General features: G+C 68.2%; 19 protein-coding genes. 16 read left to right on the top strand and 3 right to left on the bottom strand.

From position 1 onward, the window contains the following. Nucleotides 1-339: 339 nt before the first annotated feature. Genes ACVOMC_RS14825 through rluB form a run of 3 tightly spaced genes read left to right on the top strand, consistent with a single transcriptional unit; the run spans nucleotide 340 to nucleotide 3,743 of the window. Nucleotides 340-1,242: a segregation and condensation protein A gene (locus ACVOMC_RS14825; RefSeq protein WP_481524560.1), complete on the top strand. Its 903-nt coding sequence runs from the start codon at nucleotides 340-342 to the stop codon at nucleotides 1,240-1,242. Between the two features lie 16 nt (nucleotides 1,243-1,258). After that, complete coding sequence (gene scpB / locus ACVOMC_RS14820) at nucleotides 1,259-2,110, top strand: SMC-Scp complex subunit ScpB (RefSeq protein WP_054657607.1); 852 nt, start codon at nucleotides 1,259-1,261, stop codon at nucleotides 2,108-2,110. Then, nucleotides 2,103-3,743 carry a 23S rRNA pseudouridine(2605) synthase RluB gene (gene rluB, locus ACVOMC_RS14815; RefSeq protein ID WP_057505986.1) on the top strand — a complete coding sequence of 547 codons (1,641 nt, stop codon included), beginning with the start codon at nucleotides 2,103-2,105 and terminating at the stop codon, nucleotides 3,741-3,743. The genes scpB and rluB overlap by 8 nt, the downstream gene beginning before the upstream one ends. A 95-nt stretch (nucleotides 3,744-3,838) precedes the next feature. On the opposite strand, the gene ACVOMC_RS14810 is transcribed toward rluB, so the two are convergent. The 3 genes from ACVOMC_RS14810 to ACVOMC_RS14800 all read right to left on the bottom strand — a co-directional run bounded on the left by ACVOMC_RS14810 (nucleotide 3,839) and on the right by ACVOMC_RS14800 (nucleotide 6,345). Further along, nucleotides 3,839-4,273, bottom strand: a complete 435-nt coding sequence (locus tag ACVOMC_RS14810; protein ID WP_054660014.1) for a hypothetical protein — start codon at nucleotides 4,271-4,273, stop codon at nucleotides 3,839-3,841. A 90-nt stretch (nucleotides 4,274-4,363) separates the two neighbouring features. Further along, the gene (locus ACVOMC_RS14805; protein WP_481524559.1) at nucleotides 4,364-5,179 is read right to left on the bottom strand and encodes an amidohydrolase; all 816 of its coding nucleotides are present in this window, start codon (nucleotides 5,177-5,179) and stop codon (nucleotides 4,364-4,366) included. Nucleotides 5,180-5,196: 17 nt separating this feature from the next. After that, nucleotides 5,197-6,345, bottom strand: a complete 1,149-nt coding sequence (locus ACVOMC_RS14800; RefSeq protein ID WP_481524558.1) for a pyridoxal phosphate-dependent aminotransferase — start codon at nucleotides 6,343-6,345, stop codon at nucleotides 5,197-5,199. A 176-nt stretch (nucleotides 6,346-6,521) separates the two neighbouring features. Here ACVOMC_RS14800 and ccmA point away from each other — a divergent pair, with 176 nt between their 5' ends. The 13 genes from ccmA to ACVOMC_RS14735 all read left to right on the top strand — a co-directional run bounded on the left by ccmA (nucleotide 6,522) and on the right by ACVOMC_RS14735 (nucleotide 17,040). Further along, nucleotides 6,522-7,178: a heme ABC exporter ATP-binding protein CcmA gene (gene ccmA / locus ACVOMC_RS14795; RefSeq protein ID WP_481524557.1), complete on the top strand. Its 657-nt coding sequence runs from the start codon at nucleotides 6,522-6,524 to the stop codon at nucleotides 7,176-7,178. Then, nucleotides 7,175-7,870, top strand: coding sequence for a heme exporter protein CcmB (gene ccmB / locus ACVOMC_RS14790; RefSeq protein WP_481524556.1), 696 nt, complete (start codon nucleotides 7,175-7,177; stop codon nucleotides 7,868-7,870). The genes ccmA and ccmB overlap by 4 nt, the downstream gene beginning before the upstream one ends. Nucleotides 7,871-8,015: 145 nt before the next feature. After that, nucleotides 8,016-8,612 (top strand): TetR/AcrR family transcriptional regulator, encoded by a 597-nt coding sequence (locus ACVOMC_RS14785; protein WP_481524555.1) that lies wholly within the window; start codon nucleotides 8,016-8,018, stop codon nucleotides 8,610-8,612. A 165-nt stretch (nucleotides 8,613-8,777) separates the two neighbouring features. After that, nucleotides 8,778-9,530, top strand: a complete 753-nt coding sequence (gene ccmC, locus ACVOMC_RS14780) for a heme ABC transporter permease CcmC (RefSeq protein WP_481524554.1) — start codon at nucleotides 8,778-8,780, stop codon at nucleotides 9,528-9,530. Continuing rightward, complete coding sequence (gene ccmD / locus ACVOMC_RS14775) at nucleotides 9,527-9,703, top strand: heme exporter protein CcmD (protein WP_481524553.1); 177 nt, start codon at nucleotides 9,527-9,529, stop codon at nucleotides 9,701-9,703. The genes ccmC and ccmD overlap by 4 nt, the downstream gene beginning before the upstream one ends. After that, entirely contained in the window at nucleotides 9,700-10,170 is a 471-nt protein-coding gene (ccmE, locus tag ACVOMC_RS14770) for a cytochrome c maturation protein CcmE (protein WP_481524552.1), read from the top strand. Before ccmD ends, ccmE begins: the two co-directional genes overlap by 4 nt. Beyond that, nucleotides 10,171-12,105 (top strand): heme lyase CcmF/NrfE family subunit, encoded by a 1,935-nt coding sequence (locus ACVOMC_RS14765; RefSeq protein WP_481524551.1) that lies wholly within the window; start codon nucleotides 10,171-10,173, stop codon nucleotides 12,103-12,105. It begins immediately after the preceding gene. Then, nucleotides 12,105-12,734: a DsbE family thiol:disulfide interchange protein gene (locus ACVOMC_RS14760; RefSeq protein ID WP_481524550.1), complete on the top strand. Its 630-nt coding sequence runs from the start codon at nucleotides 12,105-12,107 to the stop codon at nucleotides 12,732-12,734. The genes ACVOMC_RS14765 and ACVOMC_RS14760 overlap by 1 nt, the downstream gene beginning before the upstream one ends. Further along, nucleotides 12,731-13,186 carry a cytochrome c-type biogenesis protein gene (locus tag ACVOMC_RS14755; protein ID WP_481524549.1) on the top strand — a complete coding sequence of 152 codons (456 nt, stop codon included), beginning with the start codon at nucleotides 12,731-12,733 and terminating at the stop codon, nucleotides 13,184-13,186. The genes ACVOMC_RS14760 and ACVOMC_RS14755 overlap by 4 nt, the downstream gene beginning before the upstream one ends. Next, nucleotides 13,180-14,223: a tetratricopeptide repeat protein gene (locus tag ACVOMC_RS14750; protein WP_481524548.1), complete on the top strand. Its 1,044-nt coding sequence runs from the start codon at nucleotides 13,180-13,182 to the stop codon at nucleotides 14,221-14,223. The genes ACVOMC_RS14755 and ACVOMC_RS14750 overlap by 7 nt, the downstream gene beginning before the upstream one ends. 56 nt (nucleotides 14,224-14,279) lie before the next feature. Further along, the gene (metX, locus tag ACVOMC_RS14745; RefSeq protein WP_481524547.1) at nucleotides 14,280-15,410 is read left to right on the top strand and encodes a homoserine O-acetyltransferase MetX; all 1,131 of its coding nucleotides are present in this window, start codon (nucleotides 14,280-14,282) and stop codon (nucleotides 15,408-15,410) included. Nucleotides 15,411-15,519: 109 nt separating this feature from the next. Beyond that, entirely contained in the window at nucleotides 15,520-16,377 is an 858-nt protein-coding gene (locus ACVOMC_RS14740) for a DNA ligase (protein ID WP_481524546.1), read from the top strand. A gap of 63 nt (nucleotides 16,378-16,440) precedes the next feature. After that, the gene (locus ACVOMC_RS14735; protein WP_481524545.1) at nucleotides 16,441-17,040 is read left to right on the top strand and encodes a DUF1294 domain-containing protein; all 600 of its coding nucleotides are present in this window, start codon (nucleotides 16,441-16,443) and stop codon (nucleotides 17,038-17,040) included. The last annotated feature ends 57 nt before the right edge of the window (nucleotides 17,041-17,097 follow it).

The raw sequence follows: 17,097 nt of genomic DNA, 5'->3' as shown, positions 1-17,097 counted from the left end.
CTTTGTCCGCTGAATGGATTCCCGACCAGTCTAGCGTCACGGCGCTGGACATCGGCCGGTCCCGGCCATTACTCTTTGCACCATTGCACGCAGCCGGCCTGTCGCGGCTCGGTACGGCAGCAGGCCCCGCCCTCCTGTCGAACCGCCGATCCACAGCGCATCCCGGACCGCGTAGACGACCTCCTCGTGATGACGTTGCCGCAGACCTGCGGCGCGCCCAGTTGTTGATATGTGTACGCACGCCTGACTGGCGCGCATGGCTTGCAATATTGAGGGCGGCATCCTTTCCGGCAGGAACCGGGAATGTGTGCGGCCACTGCAACACCCGATGTCGACCTGATGACTGCCGAACTCGCGCACGACGCGAACCCGCCAACGCCGCCTCACTTTCCGCAGCAGCAGGAAATGCCGCTGGCGATGGTGCATGGGCAGCCGGTGCTGCAGATCCCGCAGGACCTGTATATCCCGCCGGACGCGCTGGAAGTCATCCTGGATGCGTTTGAAGGCCCGCTGGACCTGCTGCTGTACCTGATCCGCCGGCAGAACCTGGACATCCTGGATATCCCGGTCGCCGAGATCACCAAGCAGTACGTGGAATACATCAACGTGATGCAGGAGCTGCGCTTCGAGCTGGCGGCCGAGTATCTGGTGATGGCCGCGATCCTGGCCGAAGTGAAGTCGCGGATGCTGCTGCCGCGTCCGCCGGCCGAGGAAGGCGAGGAGGCCGATCCACGTGCCGAACTGGTACGCCGGCTGCAGGAGTACGAACGTTTCAAGCAGGCCGCCGAAGATATCGACGCCCTGCCCCGCCAGGACCGCGACACCGCCGTCGGCCATGCCTTCGTACCGGAGCGCGCCGCGGTGAAACTGCCGCCACCGGTGGAGCTGAAAGAAATGCTGATGGCGCTGCACGACGTACTCAAGCGCGCCGAGCTGTTCAGCGGTCATGCCATCAAGCGCGAGGCATTGAGCGTGCGGCAGCGCATGGGCGATGTGCTCAGCTACCTGGAAGACGGCAAGTTCTACCGTTTTGAGACCCTGTTCACCGCCGATGAAGGCAAGCTCGGCGTACTGGTCACCTTCCTGGCGTTGCTGGAACTGGCCAAGGAACAGCTGCTGGACATCGTGCAGGAAGCGCCACTGGCGCCGATCTACGTCAAATCCCTGGCCGCCGGCAACACCAACGCACCGCTGCAATTCTCCAGCGAGTTCGATGACGCCGACACCCCCGACCCCGCCTGAGCAACCGACCCGCCGCATGGATCAACCGCTGATCAACCGCATCGTCGAAGCCGCGTTGCTGGCCTCCCACCAGCCGGTGACGCTGTCGCAGCTGCAGAGCCTGTTCCCGGAAGACGAGCCGGCCCCGCCGGGCAGCGTGGAGCGAGCCCTGGAGCTGCTGGCCGAGGCCTGCAGCGGGCGCGGCGTGGAGCTGGTGGAGGTCGCCTCCGGCTTCCGCTACCAGATCACCGGCGAAGTCCACGGCTGGGTCTCGCGGCTGTGGACCGACCGCAAGACCCGCTACACCCGTGCCACTCTGGAAACGCTGGCACTGATCGCCTACCGCCAGCCGATCACCCGCGGCGAAATCGAGCAGGTGCGCGGCGTGGCGGTCAGCAGCAACATCATCCAGGCCCTGGAAGAGCGCGAGTGGATCCGCGTGATCGGCCATCGCGACGTGCCCGGCAAGCCGGCGCTGTTTGGCACCACCAAGGCCTTTCTGGACTATTTCGGACTCAAGCGCCTGGACGAACTGCCGCCGCTGTCCGAACTGCGCGAGCTGGGCGAGCTGGAGCCGCAACTGCCACTGGGCGAGGACGGCCAACCGGCCGCCCCGCTGACCGCAGGCGCGGCGGCCAACGATGACGCGGGCGCAGGCCAAGGCAGCAACACAGACACCGCCGTCGCCGCTGGATCTTCCGATTCGCCGGCGACCGCATCCGATACCGCCCTCACGGGCGAACCCGACGCCGCGCCGGGAGAGCGCGCGGCGGAAGTGGAAGACACCGAAAACAACGCCGTCGCGAAGACGACCGTGGCTGTTGACGAAGCCGATCCCGAACAACAGGCCGACGCGGAAAACGCCGGCCGGAGCCAAGTAGATGAGTGACACCCCCCGCAAACCGGCACTGAACAAGCTCTCGCTCAAGCGCGACGCCACTGCCGAGCAGCCCAAACTTGAAGAGCGCCTGCACAAGGTGCTGGCCCAGGCCGGCCTCGGCTCGCGCCGGGCACTGGAGCAGCGCATCGCCGACGGTCTGGTCAAGGTCAATGGCGAAACCGCGCAGACCGGCATGTCGATCAAGAGCGGCGACAAGATCGAGCTCGATGGCCGCGGCTTTGTCGCCAGCGCCCTGACCGATCCCTCGCGCGTGCTGATCTACAACAAGCCCGAAGGTGAAGTGACCACACGCGAGGACCCGGAAGGCCGTCCGACCGTTTTCGAAGCGCTGCCGCCGCTCAAGGGCGCCCGCTGGATCGCCATCGGCCGCCTGGACATCAACACCACCGGCCTGTTGCTGCTGACCACCGACGGTGAGCTGGCCAACGCGATGATGCACCCGTCCTTCGAGGTCGAGCGCGAGTACGTGGTGCGCGTGCGCGCCCCGGAAGGCGAAGAGAAGGTGCCGGACAACATCGTCGACCGCCTCGCCCGTGGCGTGGCCCTGGAAGACGGCCCGGCCAAGTTCGACGAGATCGAGCGCATCGGCGGCACCGACTCGCACGACTGGTTCCGCGTGGTGGTCAAGGAAGGCCGCAACCGCGAAGTGCGCCGCCTGTGGGAATCGCAGGGCTGCCAGGTCAGCCGCCTCAAGCGCACCCGCTACGGCAAGATCGAGCTGCCGCGCGAACTGCTGCGCGGCCAGTCGGTGGAACTGGCCACGGCCCAGGTCAACACACTGCGCAACCACCTGCAGCTGGAAGAAGGCACCCCGTCGGCCCTGACCCTGCAGCCGGTGATCGGGCAGCGCCGCGCGGCCAAGACCACCGTGCGCGTGTCGCGCGATGGCGGCCGGGGCAACGCCTACGTCAACGGCCACAACAGTGCCGATGAAGGCCGCGAACTGCGTCGCTTCGATAACGTGCGCGAAGAACGTGGCCGTGGTCGCGGCGGCAAGCCCGGCGGCGCCTACAAGGGCGGCCTGACCGTCAGCGGTGAAGCCGCGGCCAAGCAGTCGCAGCGTCCGTTCAAGGCCCGCCCCGACAAGGGCAACCGCGCACTGCCGGAAGGCAATCCGGCGGCGTTCCGCAGCTGGTACGTGCCGGACGGCGTCAGCACCGGCCCGAGCGGCCACCGCAATGCCGGTCCGGGCGGCAATCGCGGCCCCGGCCGCGGCCCGGCCGGTGAAGGCCAGGCCCGCCCGTATGGCAAGCCGCGCCCCGGCGCGAACGCCGGTGGCCCCGGCCGCGGCGGTCCGGGCCAGGGCCGACCGCAAGGCGGCGCAGGGGCCGGCCAGGGCCAGCCGCGCAAGGCGCATCCGTACGGTCATCCGGGCAATGCACCCAGCTTCCCGTCCGACCACGCCAATCCGGGGTTCAGTCCGTATGGCAGCGCGCGCCCGGCCGGCGGCCGTCCCAGCGGCAATGGTCGTCCCGGTGGCCCGGGCCGCGGCCCCGGTGGTCCGGGCGGTCGCCCTGCCGGTGGCCCGCGTCCGGGCGGCAACCGTCCCGGTGGCGCCGGTCGCCCGGGGGGCGGTGGACGTCCCGGCGGCGGTGGCAATCGCGGTCCGCGCGGCGCCTGATCGCTGATCGGCAAAAGAAAAACGCCCCGGTAACGGGGCGTTTTTTATGGCCATCGCCGCGCGGCGGGGCTTGCTCCTGATGAGGGAGCCAAAGCTCAGCGGCGCTCGATCACGAACTTGCCAAAACCGATCCCCAGACTCCAGCCCTGCCCGGTTCCGGCCAGCGCCAACGACACATCGCCCTTGGTCATCACCTGGGCATCGGTCGCCTTGGAGGCGCTGGCGTGCACCTCGGCAGCGGCGTAGGTACCGAGCAGATCATTCACCGAATAGGCACCGGTGAACTTGCCCCGGCCGTCGGTGATGGAGGTCTTCCCGACGGTCAGCCCGCCGCCCTTGGCGGTGATCTTGACCGGAAAGCTGGCGCCGTTGTCGCAGCGGATCGTGCCCGTGCCCTCGGCGGTCTTGTAGAACGCCGACCAGCCGGACAGGTTGTAGCGCAGCTCACAATCAATATTGCCGGCGGCCTGCGCGGCCGGTGCCATGGCGGTCAGCGCCAGCAGCGCCATCGTGCCCAGAATCGGTTTCATGCTGTTCGGCCCTCGTCATTGACTGCCCGCGAGCGTAGCAGCCCATCCATGCGATGCAGACCGCCCGCGCCTGCCGCGGCCGGTTTGCGTTCAGCGAGCCACCACCGGGCCGGCCAGGATGAAATCATCGGCATCGAGCATCGCCGGGAAGCGCTCGCGGTGCGCAGCCAGGGCCGCGGCCGAGATGGCGGTGGTGACCACCTGTTCGCGTTCGCGGATTTCCAGTTGCGGCTGGCCCAGGAAGTCGATCACCGCGCTGTCGCCGGAATAATGCAGACCGTTGCCATCCACCCCCACGCGATTGACGATGGCCACGTAGCACAGGTTCTCGATCGCCCGCGCCCGCGCCAGCGTCTGCCATGCATAGGCGCGCGCCGACGGCCAGTTGGCGACGAAAATCTGCAGGTCGAAGTCCATCTGTCCGGGCCGTTCCACATCAAACCGGTTGCGGCAGAACACTGGAAAGCGCAGGTCGTAGCAGATCTGCGGATTGATCCGCCAACCCTTCAGCTCGACACACAACCGCGCATTGCCGGCCGCATAGCGTTTGTGCTCGCCGCCGTAGCGGAACAGATGGCGCTTGTCGTACCAGTGCAGCCCGCCCTCGGGCGTGGCCCACAACAGCCGGTTGTAGACGCCCTCGCCCACCCGCAGCTGCACGCTGCCGGTGACCACCGCGCGCAGCGCGCGCGCCTGCGCACGGATCCAGGCCACGGTCGGGCCGACCATGTCCTCGGCCTGGTCGATGGCGTCATTGGAAAAACCGCTGGTGAAGGTCTCCGGCAGGATCACCAGGTCCGTGTTGCCGGCCAGCGGCGCCAGCAGCGCGGCATAGTGCTCGCGGTTGGCAGCCGGGTCGTGCCAGCGGGTGTCGCCCTGTACCAGCGAGATGCGCAGATCCTGCATGCCCGATACCTCCGGCGTCACAGCTGCTGCAGCCGTGCGATGGCGGCATCCAGCGTCGCATCGTTCTTGGCAAAGCACAGCCGCACCAGACGCTGGCCAGCCGGCGGGGTTTCATAGAACGGCGACAGCGGAATGGCGGTGACGCCCTTCTCGATGGTCAGCCATTTCACGAATTCATGGTCCGGCAGATCGCTGACCGCCGAGTAGTCCACCAGCTGGAAGTAGCCGCCCGGCACCGGCAGCGGCGTCAGCCGCGTGGTCAGCAGCTGCTCGCGGAAGCGGTCGCGCTTGACTTGGTAGAACGCACCCAGTTCCAGATGGTGTTCGGGCTCATCGCGGATCATCGCGGCAAAGCCATATTGCGCCGGGCTGTAGGTGGTGAAGGTGTTGTACTGGTGGACCTTGCGGAACTCGGCGCTCAGCGCCGGCGGCGCGATGGCGTAGCCGATCTTCCAGCCGGTGCAGTGGTAGGTCTTGCCGAAGCTGGAGATCACAAACGCGCGCTCGCGCAGCTCCGGGTAACGCAGCGCCGATTCATGGCGGGCGCCGTCATAGATGATGTGTTCGTAGACCTCGTCGGAGATCAGGTAGATGGCGGTGCCACGCAGCACATCGATCAGCGCCTGCATGTCGGCCGCCGACAGCATCGCCCCGGACGGGTTGTGCGGGGTGTTGACCATCAGCATGCGGGTTTTGGGCGTGATCGCCGCGCGCACCCTGTCCCAGTCCACCGCGAAGGTCTGCGGGTCCAGCGCGACATGCACCGCGCGCGCGCCGGCCAGATCGATCGCCGGCTCGTAGCAGTCATAGGCCGGATCGAGCACGATCACCTCGTCGCCGGCACGCACCACCGCGTGGATGGCGTTGAAGATCGCCTCGGTGCCGCCGGAGGTCACGGTGATCTCGCTGTCAGGATCGACCTGCGCGCCATAGCAGTCCAGCGCCTTCTGCGCGATGGCCTGGCGCAGCGGCGCCACACCGGTCATCGGCGCGTACTGGTTCAAGCCCTCGCGCATCGCTTTGGCGGTTTCGTCGATCAGCCGCTGCGGCGCCGGGAAATCGGGAAACCCCTGGCCCAGATTGACCGCGCCATGTTCGGCAGCGAGCTGGGACATCACGGTGAAAATGGTGGTGCCCACCTTGGGCAGCTTGGTCTGCGGTTGCATCGGTACGTACGCGCCGGGGGAGAAAGCAGCGAGTGTAAGCAAAAGCGGCGACAAGGGCCCGCGGGCAGAGCGCCGGGCAGCGCACTGATCGGCCGCACACCCGCGGCTATAATGGCGGCGCCCCGATGCGCCAGCGATATCTGCGCTCCCACCCAAGGACGGAAGCGCCCGACCCGATGACCCAGACTTCGAACATCCCGCCGCTGTTGTCCGCGCGCGGCCTGCGTTTCAGCCGTGACGACGACCCGGTGTTCGGCCCCCTCGATCTGCATGTCGATGCCGGTGAGGCGCTGCTGGTCCAGGGCGGCAACGGCGCGGGCAAGACCACTTTGCTGCGCGTGCTGGCCGGCTTGCTGCGGGCCGATGAAGGCCAGATCGAAATCGACGGGCGCCCGGCCGCCGCTGCCGACCGTTCGCGCTATATCGCCTATCTGAGCCATCTCACCGCCCTCAAGCAGGATCTGGGCACGCTGGAGAACCTGCACCTGCTGTGTGGCCTGCACGGCCGGCGGGCACGGCAGATGCCGGGCAACGCGCTGGCCATTGCCGGCCTGGCCGGCTATGAGGACACGCTGGTAAGGCAGTTGTCGGCCGGGCAGAAAAAGCGCCTGTCCATGGCCCGCGTGTGGCTCTCGCCCGCTCCGGTATGGCTGCTGGACGAGCCCTACGCCAACCTCGATCTGGAAGGTATCAACCTGGTGAACCGGATGATTTCCGCCCACCTGCGCAGCGGCGGCGCGGCGCTGGTCACCACCCACGGCGCCTATGCGGCGCCCCCGGTACGCAACCGCACGCTGACACTGGCAAACCCGTCACAGGAGCAGGCCGCATGAGCCTGGCCGGTCCGCAACCCACCCTGCTCGGTGCGGCCAGGGCGCTGCTGGCGCGCGACCTGAAACTGCTGTGGCGACGGCGGGGCGATGCGGCCCAGCCGGTGCTGTTCGCGGTGCTGGTGGTCGCCCTGTTCGCGCTGGCGCTCGGTGGCGAGCCCCGGCTGCTGCAAAGCGTCGCTTCGGCGGTGCTGTGGCTGTCGGGGCTGCTGGCGGGGCTGCTGTCGCTGGACACCCTGTTCCGCAGCGATGCCGAAGACGGTTCGCTCGAACAATGGCTGCTCTCGCCGGTACCGCTGGCCTGGCTGGTGGCGGTGCGGGTGTTCTCGCACTGGCTGACCACCGCCTTCCCGCTGGTGCTGGTGAGCCCGCTGCTGGCCGAACTGATGCAGCTGCCGCGCGACCAGCTGCCAGTACTGGTGGCCTCGCTGGCCCTGGGGACGCCACTGCTGAGCCTGCTAGGCGCGGTGGTGGCGGCCCTGACGGTGGGCATGCGCCGCGCCGGCATCCTGCTTGCCCTGCTGGTGTTGCCGCTGTACGTGCCGGTCCTGGTGTTCGGTGCCGGGGCCGTAGCCGCCTCGGCGCAGGGTCTGGATGCGACCGGCGCCCTGCTCATGCTGGCCGCCGGCCTTGTGGCCAGTGCCGTGCTCGCCCCGCTGACGGCGGCCGCGGCCATCCGCATCGCCAACTCCTGAGCCGGTGACGCGCTACTCTTGGCGTCTGCTTCCTGCCTGCGGTCGCCCGATGTCCAGCCCCGACTCCCCCGGCTCTCCCGACAGCGTGAAGTCCCCGTTTCGACCGCGGCCTGTCGTCGGCATGCAACGCCGCGGCGAGCAGCGGATGGGAAAGTTCCTCGAAGCGGCCACCGAGGTCCTCAACGAAAAGGGCTACCAGGGCGCGCGGCTGTCGGACATCGTCAAGCGCGCCGGCGGCTCCATGGCCACCCTTTACCGGGCCTTCGGCGACAAGGAAGGGCTGGCGCACGCGTTGATGGAGCAGAGTATCCACGACTTCGGGCAAAGCGTGGAGGAGCTGCTGCAATCCACGCTGCCGCCGGAACAGGCCCTGGAAAACGCGGCCTGCCGGATGGTCGAGGAAATCCTCAGCCCGGTCCGTATCGCCTGCCATCGCATCGTCGTTTCCGAGGGCCCGGCCCATCCCGAACTGCGGGACTGGTTCCTGGCCCATGGGGTGGAACCGATGGAGAGACTGCTCAGCCAGTATTTCGCCCGCGAGGCGCTGGCCGGCCGGCTGCACATTGACGACAACGCGGCCGCGGCCAAGGACTTCTACACGCTGATCCTTGGCGGCCTGATCCTGCGCTCGATCAATGGCCGCATCGACGCCAGCGACATCCCGCAGGCGCAGCAGCATGCGCGCGCATCCGTATACCGGTTTTTGCAGGGCACGCTGCCCCGAAACCGTGCCAGCCCCTGACCCGCGCCGCTATCACGCACGAAGGCGCTTTGTCATTGATTGCTGGCCACACCAATCGCGCCGTCTTGAGCTAATCTTGCGGCAGCAAAGGCGCCTGCGCTTGGCGGGGCTTGGCGGCGGGGCCCCGTGATGGCACTGCCTTCGTCTTCCTCAGCGAGCGAGCGGATGTTCAAAGGTTTGATCGGTTGGTTCCACAAGCTGGGTTCTCCCGCCTACTTCGATGCCTTTGCCGCACGCTGGTCACCCTGGTGCTATCTCGCCGCCCTGCCGCTGTTCGCCTTCGGCCTGTGGCAGGCGCTGGCGGTGGTGCCGGCCGACTACCAGCAGGGTGACAGCTTCCGCATTCTCTATATCCACGTGCCTGCAGCCTGGATGAGCCTGTTCGTGTTCGCGCTGATGGCGTTCTACGCCGCCATCGCCCTGGTCTGGCGGATCAAGTTGTGCGAGATCCTGGCCATGGCCTGCGCGCCGATCGGCGCCGCCTTCACCGTGATCACCCTGCTCACGGGCAGCATCTGGGGCAAGCCGATGTGGGGCACCTGGTGGGACTGGGACCCGCGCCTGACCACCGAGCTGATCCTGCTGTTCCTGTATCTGGGCGTGATCGGCCTGTACGGCGCCATCGACGACCGCCGCGCCGCCGCCCGCGCCGCCGGCCTGCTGGCCATCGTCGGCGTGGTGCTGCTGCCGGTGATCCGCTATTCGGTGGTGTGGTGGAATTCGCTGCACCAGGGCCAGACCATCCGTGTGTTCGGCGAATCGAGCATGGACAGCAGCATGACCCTGCCGCTGTGGCTGATGGTGCTGGCCACCAAGTTCTGGTTCGCCGGCTCGCTGCTGGCGCGCGCCCGCGCCGACAACCTGCGCCGCGAGACCGGCAAGGGCTGGGTGCGCGAACGTCTGGAAAAAGCACAATGAGCTACTTCAAGTATGTGGCGCTGGCCTATGGCATTTTCTTCGCGGTACTGGCGTGGGACTTCATCATCCCCCGGCTGCAGTTGCGCCAGCAGCTGCGTGAGGCCCGCAGCCGGCTGGCCCGTGCCAGCCGCAGCGCCCCCCCGCAAGCCGACCAGGGGGAGTTGAGCCGATGAGTCCTGTCCAGCGCCGACGCCTGCTGCTGGTGGGTGCGATCCTCGCCGCCGCCGGCATCGCCGCGGCCCTGGTGGCCACCGCGCTCCAGCGCAACATCGCCTACCTGTACACCCCGGCTGAAGTGATGGCCGGCAAGGTCGCGCCCGACGCGCGCTTCCGCCTCGGCGGCATGGTCGCCAAGGGCTCGTTCAAGCGCGAAGCCGGCGCCCTGCTGGCCCGTTTCGAGGTGACCGACGGCGATGCGCAGCTGCCCGTCACCTATGACCGCATCCTGCCGGACTTGTTCCGCGAGGGCCAGGCGGTGGTCGCCACCGGCCGCATGGTCGATGGCGTGTTCGTCGCCGAGGACGTGCTGGCCAAACATGACGAGACCTACATGCCCAAGGAACTGGCCGACAAGATGGGCATGGCGCACACCAAGCACCAGGTGCCCGCCGATGCACCCGCCACCACGGAAACGCCCTGAGTGCTGCCTGAAATCGGACAGGTCCTGCTGATCCTCGCGTTGCTGGCAGCCGTTCTGCAGAGCGTGCTTCCGATGATTGGCGCACACCGCCGCAACGACGCGCTGATCGCCACCGCCCGCCCGGCCGCGCTGCTGCAACTGGCCACCGTGGCCGGTGCCTTCGGGGTGCTGACCATCGCCTTCGTCCAGCAGGATTTTTCGCTGCGTTACGTCGCCGAGAACTCCAACTCGCTGCTGCCGATGATCTACCGCTATTCGGCGGTGTGGGGCGCGCACGAGGGCTCGCTGCTGCTGTGGGCGCTGGTGCTGGCGCTGTGGACCGCCGCGGTGGCGATCTGCTCGCGCCAGCTGCCGGCCGAGGTGGTGGCGCGCGTGCTGGCGGTGATGGGGCTGATCAGCGTCGGCTTTCTCGCCTTCCTGCTGTTCACCTCCAATCCCTTCGTGCGCCTGCTGCCGGCCGCCGCCGAAGGCCACGACCTTAACCCGCTGCTGCAGGACCCGGGCCTGATCATCCACCCGCCGATGCTGTACTTCGGCTACGTGGGCTTCGCGGTGCCGTTCGCCTTCGCCATCGCCGCCCTGCTCGATGGCCACATCGACGTGCGCTGGCTGCGCTGGACCCGGCCGTGGACCAACGTGGCCTGGGGCTTTCTGACCCTGGGCATCGCGCTGGGCAGCTGGTGGGCGTACTACGAGCTGGGCTGGGGCGGCTGGTGGTTCTGGGACCCGGTGGAGAACGCCAGTTTCATGCCCTGGCTGATCGGCGCGGCGCTGCTGCATTCACAGGCGGCGACCGAAAAGCGCGGCGTGTTCGTCGGCTGGACCCTGCTGCTGGCCATCGCCGCCTTCGCGCTGTCGCTGCTGGGCACCTTCCTGGTCCGTTCCGGTGTGCTGACCAGCGTGCATTCGTTCGCCGCCGATCCTTCGCGCGGCCTGTTCATCCTGGTGTTCCTGGCGCTGGTGATCGGCGGCTCGCTGCTGCTGTACGCACTGCGTGCCCCCGGACTGGAAGGAAACAGCGACAGTTCCCGCCGCGCCTTCAGCCTCAATTCGCGCGAAAGCCTGCTGCTGGCCAACAACCTGCTGCTCAGCTGCGCCTGCGCAATGGTGCTGTTGGGCACGCTGTATCCGCTGATCGCCGACGCGCTGGACTTGGGCAAGGTGTCGGTCGGCCCGCCCTACTTCGGCACCTTGTTCGTACTGCTGATGACCCCGCTGGTGCTGCTGCTGCCATTCGGCCCGCTGACCCGCTGGCAGCGCGAACAGGGCTTGCGCCCGCTGGCCCTGCTCGCGCCGTGGGCCGGACTGACCCTGCTGCTGGGCACCGTGACCTGGTTCATGGCGCCGCAGGGCAAGCTCAAAGCCGCCGCGGGTATCGCCGCCGCCGCGTGGGTTGGCGTGGGCACGCTCTATTACCTGTGGCAACGCCTGCGCAACAGTGGCCGGCTCAACGCCGAAGCCGTGGGCATGCTGCTGGCGCATTTGGGTATCGCCGTGTTTCTGGTCGGCGCGCTGCTGGTGGAAGCGCTGCACGTCCAGCATGAAGTGGCGCTGGCACCGGGCAGGTCGGTGGATGCTGGCGGCTACCAGCTCACGCTGGAGGGCGTCGATGCCGTCGATGGTCCCAACTATCACTCCGACCGCGGCCACGTGCAGGTTTCCCGCAACGGTGACGCGGTCGCCCTGCTGCACCCGGAAAAACGCATGTATGCCAGTGGCGGCCAGGCCATGACCGAAGCCGGCATCCACCCGGCGCTCGGCGGTGATATCTATGTCGCCCTGGGCGAATCGCTGGGCGATGGTGCCTGGGCGGTGCGCGTGCAGATCAAACCCTTTGTCCGCTGGATCTGGCTGGGAGCGGCGCTGATGGCGCTGGGTGGCTTCATCACCGCCGTCGACCGCCGCTTCCGCCGCATTCCGCAGAGGAAAGCCTGATGTCCAACCCGTCCCCGCAACCGCTCGTCCGCCCGCAGCGCCTGCCGCCGGTGGCGATCGTCCTCGGCGTGCTGTTTTTCATCGGTCTGATGGGGCTGATGCTCTATGGCGTCAGCCGCTCGGGAAATCCGGACCGCGACAGCCTGCCCTCGGCGTTGCAGGACAAGCCGGCGCCGGAGTTCTCGCTGCCGGTGCTGCACGACCCCAGCGTCCTGATCGGCAGCCAGGATCTGCGCGGTGCGCCCTACCTGCTCAATGTCTGGGGCAGCTGGTGCCCGGCCTGCCGCGACGAGCATCCGGTGCTGACCCGTTTTGCCGAAACCAAGCGCCTGCGCATGGTCGGTTACAACTGGAAGGACGAGCCCGCCGACGCGCTGCGCTGGCTGGAGCAACTGGGCAATCCGTACATGGTGGTGCTCGCCGACCAGGACGGCCGCACCGCGCTGGACTGGGGCATCGCCGCCGCGCCGGAAACCTTCCTGGTTGATGGCAGCGGCATCGTCCGCTGGAAATACAGCGGCGCGATCACCCAGCACGTGCTCGACACGCAGCTGATCCCGGCGCTGGAGAAAGTGGAAGCCGCCGCCGGCGATCCCGGTACGCTGCCGGCCACGAGCAGCGCGCGATGAGGCGTTGGGCACTGCTGCTGGTTCTGCTGCTCGGCACTGCCGGCGCGATCCAGGCCCAGCCGATGGGCGACCCCACGCCGCTGCAGTTCCGCGACCCGGCCGAGGAGGCGCGTTTCCACGCCCTGACCGCCGAGCTGCGCTGCGTGCAGTGCCAGAACCAGTCGCTGGCCGACTCCAACGCGCAGATCGCCCATGACCTGCGCCGCGAAGTGCTCACGTTGATGCACGAAGGCCGCAGCGACGCCCAGATCGAGCAGTTCCTGGTCGAGCGCTACGGCCAGTTCGTGCTGTACCGGCCACAGGTGGATACCGGCACCGCAGTGCTGTGGTTCGGTCCGGGGCTGTTGCTGCTGATCGGCGCGGGAATGCTGGTCATCCATGTACGGCGCCGCGCCCGGGCCTTGCCGCCCAGGGTGCTGGACGAATCCAGTCAGGAAGAACGCGAATGGTGAGCGGCCTGTTCCTCGCGCTGACCGGACTGCTGGCAGCCGTCGCTGGCGGCTGGATGCTGTGGCCGCTGTTGCGCGCCGGCAAGCGCGGCATCTGGGGCACGCTGGTGGCGGCGATGGTGGTGGCCACGATCGGCCTGTACCAGTGGCTGGGAACCCCGGCCGCACTGCAACCGCAGACCCGCGCCGCGGCGGCGCCGCAAACCCTGGAAGAGGGCATCACCCAGTTGCAGGCCGCGCTGGAGAAAAACCCCGAGCGCGCCGATGGCTGGACGCTGCTGGCCCGCTCCCAGCTCGAACTCGGTCGCATCGCCGAGGCGGCGGCCGCCTATGAGCGCGCGGTCAAGCTGATGCCCGACGAACCCGCCCTGCTCGTCGAAGCCGCACAGATCCGGGCGCAGGCCGAGCCGTCCTTCCTGTTCGACGAGATCGGCCTGCGCTGGCTGCAACATGCACGCACCCTGGCACCGGACAACGAACGCGCGATCTGGCTGATCGGCATCGTCCAGCGCCAGCGCGGCCAGGCCGAACAGGCCGCCCGTACCTGGGAATCGCTGCTGCCGCGCCTGCAGCCGGCCGCTGCCGCCGCCTTGCAGGAGCAGATTGCCGCCGCCCGCACGGCGGCCGGCTCAGCTTCCGGAGGCCCGGCAGGAGCCGCGCCGGCCGCCAGCGGCGCGGGCCTGCAGGTGCGGGTGACCCTGACACCGGCGCTGGCCACGCGCGCGACCTCCCGCAACGACACGCTGTTCGTCATCGCCCGCGTGCCCGGTGGCCCACCGATGCCGGTGGCGGTGGAGCGCCACCCGGCCCCGCAACAACCGCTGACCGTGGTCCTGGACGACACCGACAGCCCGATGCCGACTGCAAAGCTGTCGTCGCTGACGGAAGTGGAGGTATTCGCGCGGCTGTCACAAAGCGGCACCGCAATCCGCCAAAACGGCGATATCGAATCGGCACCGGTGATCGTCACGTTGCCGGCCGACGCCCCGGTGGACCTGCTGCTCGACCTCCCCTCCCACGGAGCGGGCATAGGCAGATAACCCGGGGTCATGTCGCGCATCCAAGACACGGACGCCAAGCCCGGTAAAATCAGCCGATGACCGAATTCATTCCGCCCGGCAGCCGCTTCCATCCGCTGCCCTCGCCCTTTCCGATGAAGCGCGGTGGCCAGCTGCACGGCGCCCGGATCGCCTTTGAAACCTGGGGCACGCTGGCCGCCGATGCCGGCAACGCCGTACTGATCGTCACCGGCCTGTCTCCCGATGCCCACGCCGCCAGCAACCCGGGCAATCCCGCCACCGGCTGGTGGGAGCCGATGCTAGGCCCGGGCAAGCCGATCGACACCGACCGCTGGTACGTGATCTGCGTCAACTCGCTGGGCAGCTGCAAGGGCTCCACCGGCCCGGCCTCGCTCAATCCCGCCACCGGCCAGCGCTATGGTTTGTCCTTTCCCGAGCTGTCGATCGAAGACATCGCCAATGCCGCGGCGGAGGTGGTCAAATCCCTCGGCATCACCCGGCTGGCCTGCCTGATCGGCAACTCCATGGGGGGCATGACCGCGCTGGCCCTGCTGCTGCTGCACCCGGGCATCGCCCGTTCGCACATCAACATTTCCGGCAGCGCGCAGGCCCTGCCGTTCTCCATCGCGATCCGCTCGCTGCAGCGCGAAGCCATCCGCCTGGATCCGGCCTGGAATGGCGGCGATTACGATGAGGCGCACTACCCGGAGTCGGGTATGCGCATGGCCCGCAAGCTGGGCGTGATCACCTACCGCTCTGCGCTGGAGTGGGACGGCCGCTTTGGTCGGGTAAGGCTGGACTCGGAGGATCCGGGCCACAACGACGATGACCCGTTCGGGCTGGAGTTCCAGGTGGAAAGCTACCTGGAGGGGCACGCGCGCCGCTTCGTCCGCCATTTCGACCCGAACTGCTACCTCTATCTGGGCCGGTCGATGGACTGGTTCGACCTGGCCGAGTACGCCGACGGCGACGTGCTGGCCGGGCTGGCGAAGATCCAGGTGCCGTGCGCCCTGGCCATCGGCGCCAACACCGACATCCTGTTCCCGGTGCAACAGCAGCAGCAGATCGCCGACGGCCTGCGGGCCGGTGGGGCACAGGCACAGTTCATCGGGATGGAATCGCCGCAGGGCCACGATGCGTTCCTGGTCGACTACGACCGCTTCGGCCCGGCCGTACGCGGTTTCCTGGATACGCTGCCGGCCGCCTGACCGACAGCACTGAGCCGGCGATTCCTACACACGCGTCGGCCTGGCGCCGATAGCCACCGCCTTGATCACGCTCCACTGTGGCAGTCCTCGCCCTTCCCCCGGGACCGCCATGGCTCGACTGCTCCTTCTGCTGTTATGCGCCTGTCTGCTGCCTGCTGACGCCCGCGCCGGCACTGCCCCGCCCTTGATGCTGGCCGGGCAGTGGCGCGACGGCACCGATCCGGCGCCATACTGGATCAGTGAAAAGCTCGACGGCGTGCGCGCCCGCTGGGATGGCAAGGCCTTGTGGACGCGTGCCGGCAACCGCATCAGCGCTCCGCCCGGATTCACCCGCGGCTGGCCGCAACAGCCACTGGATGGCGAACTGTGGATCGCCCGCGGCCGTTTCGACGAGGTCAGCGCCATCATCCGCACCACCCCGGCCCGTCCACAGGAGTGGCGTGCGATCCGCTTCATGGCCTTCGACCTGCCCGCGCACCCGGGTACGTTCTCGCAACGGCTGGCGGCGCTGCAGGTGCTGGTTCGGGCCACAGACAGACCCGGCCTCGCATTGATCCCGCAGCAGAGGATGGCCAACACCGCCCACCTGCAGCGCCTGCTGCAATCGGTGGTTGCCGCCGACGGCGAGGGTCTGATGCTCCACCACCAGAACAACCGCTACCTGCCCGGCCGCAGCGAAGGCCTGCTCAAGCTCAAGCCATGGCAGGACGCCGAAGCCTGGGTGGTCGGGCATGTGCCCGGCAAGGGCAAGTACAGCGGCATGCTCGGCGCATTGCTGGTACAGCGCAGCGACGGCGCCCGCTTCCGCATCGGCAGCGGGCTGAAGGATGCGCAGCGCGCCAATCCGCCCGGCATCGGCACCCTGGTGACCTACCGTTACAACGGCTACACCGCCACCGGCCTGCCGCGCTTCGCGCGCTTCCTGCGGGTGCGCGACGAGGCACCACCGCCCGAGCCGGGGCGTTGAGCGCTTCACAACACCTCGCCGCTGCGATCCAATACCGGCACTGCTACTCGTGCGATACAACGGATGCGCTATCAAGGACGGCTGCAGGACTGGAATGACGACAAGGGCTTTGGTTTCGTCAGCCCCAACGGGGGCGGCGAACGCGCCTTCGTCCATATCAAGGCCTTCGAACGCGGCACACCGCGCCCGCTGGAAGGCCAGCTGATCAGTTACCAGCCCAAGCGCGACGAGCGTGGGCGTCTGGCGGCCACCGCCATCCGCTTCGCCGCTACCGGTAGACCCCCTGCAGCGCCGAAGCAGTCAGCCCGGCGCCTGCCCCGCACCGCCCTGGGCTTGATTGCCCTGTCGATACCGGTGCTGGGCGGGGTAACCCGACTGCTTCCCGGTTGGATCGCCGGGACCATCGTGGGCCTGAGCCTGCTGGCGCTGGCGTTCTATGCCTACGACAAAAGTGCCGCGCAACGCGGCGACCAGCGCACCCCGGAAAGCACCTTGCACCTGATCGCCCTGTTCGGCGGCTGGCCCGGCGCGCTGCTGGCGCAGGGACTGTTCCGCCACAAATCCAGCAAGCGCAGTTTCCAGCAGGTGTTCTGGGTAACGGTGGGGCTCCATCTGACCGCGCTGGCTGCAGTATTCAGCGGCTGGCTGCCCAGCCTCGTTTGAGCCACGGCGCAGCGCCCTGCTATCGTTCACCGGCCTCACCCAGGCAACACCCGGTTC

It is taken from the genome of Stenotrophomonas sp. STEN014 (genome assembly GCF_056760315.1).
Note: the sequence above shows the minus strand (reverse complement) of the source record. Positions and strands in the feature narration are given on the sequence as shown.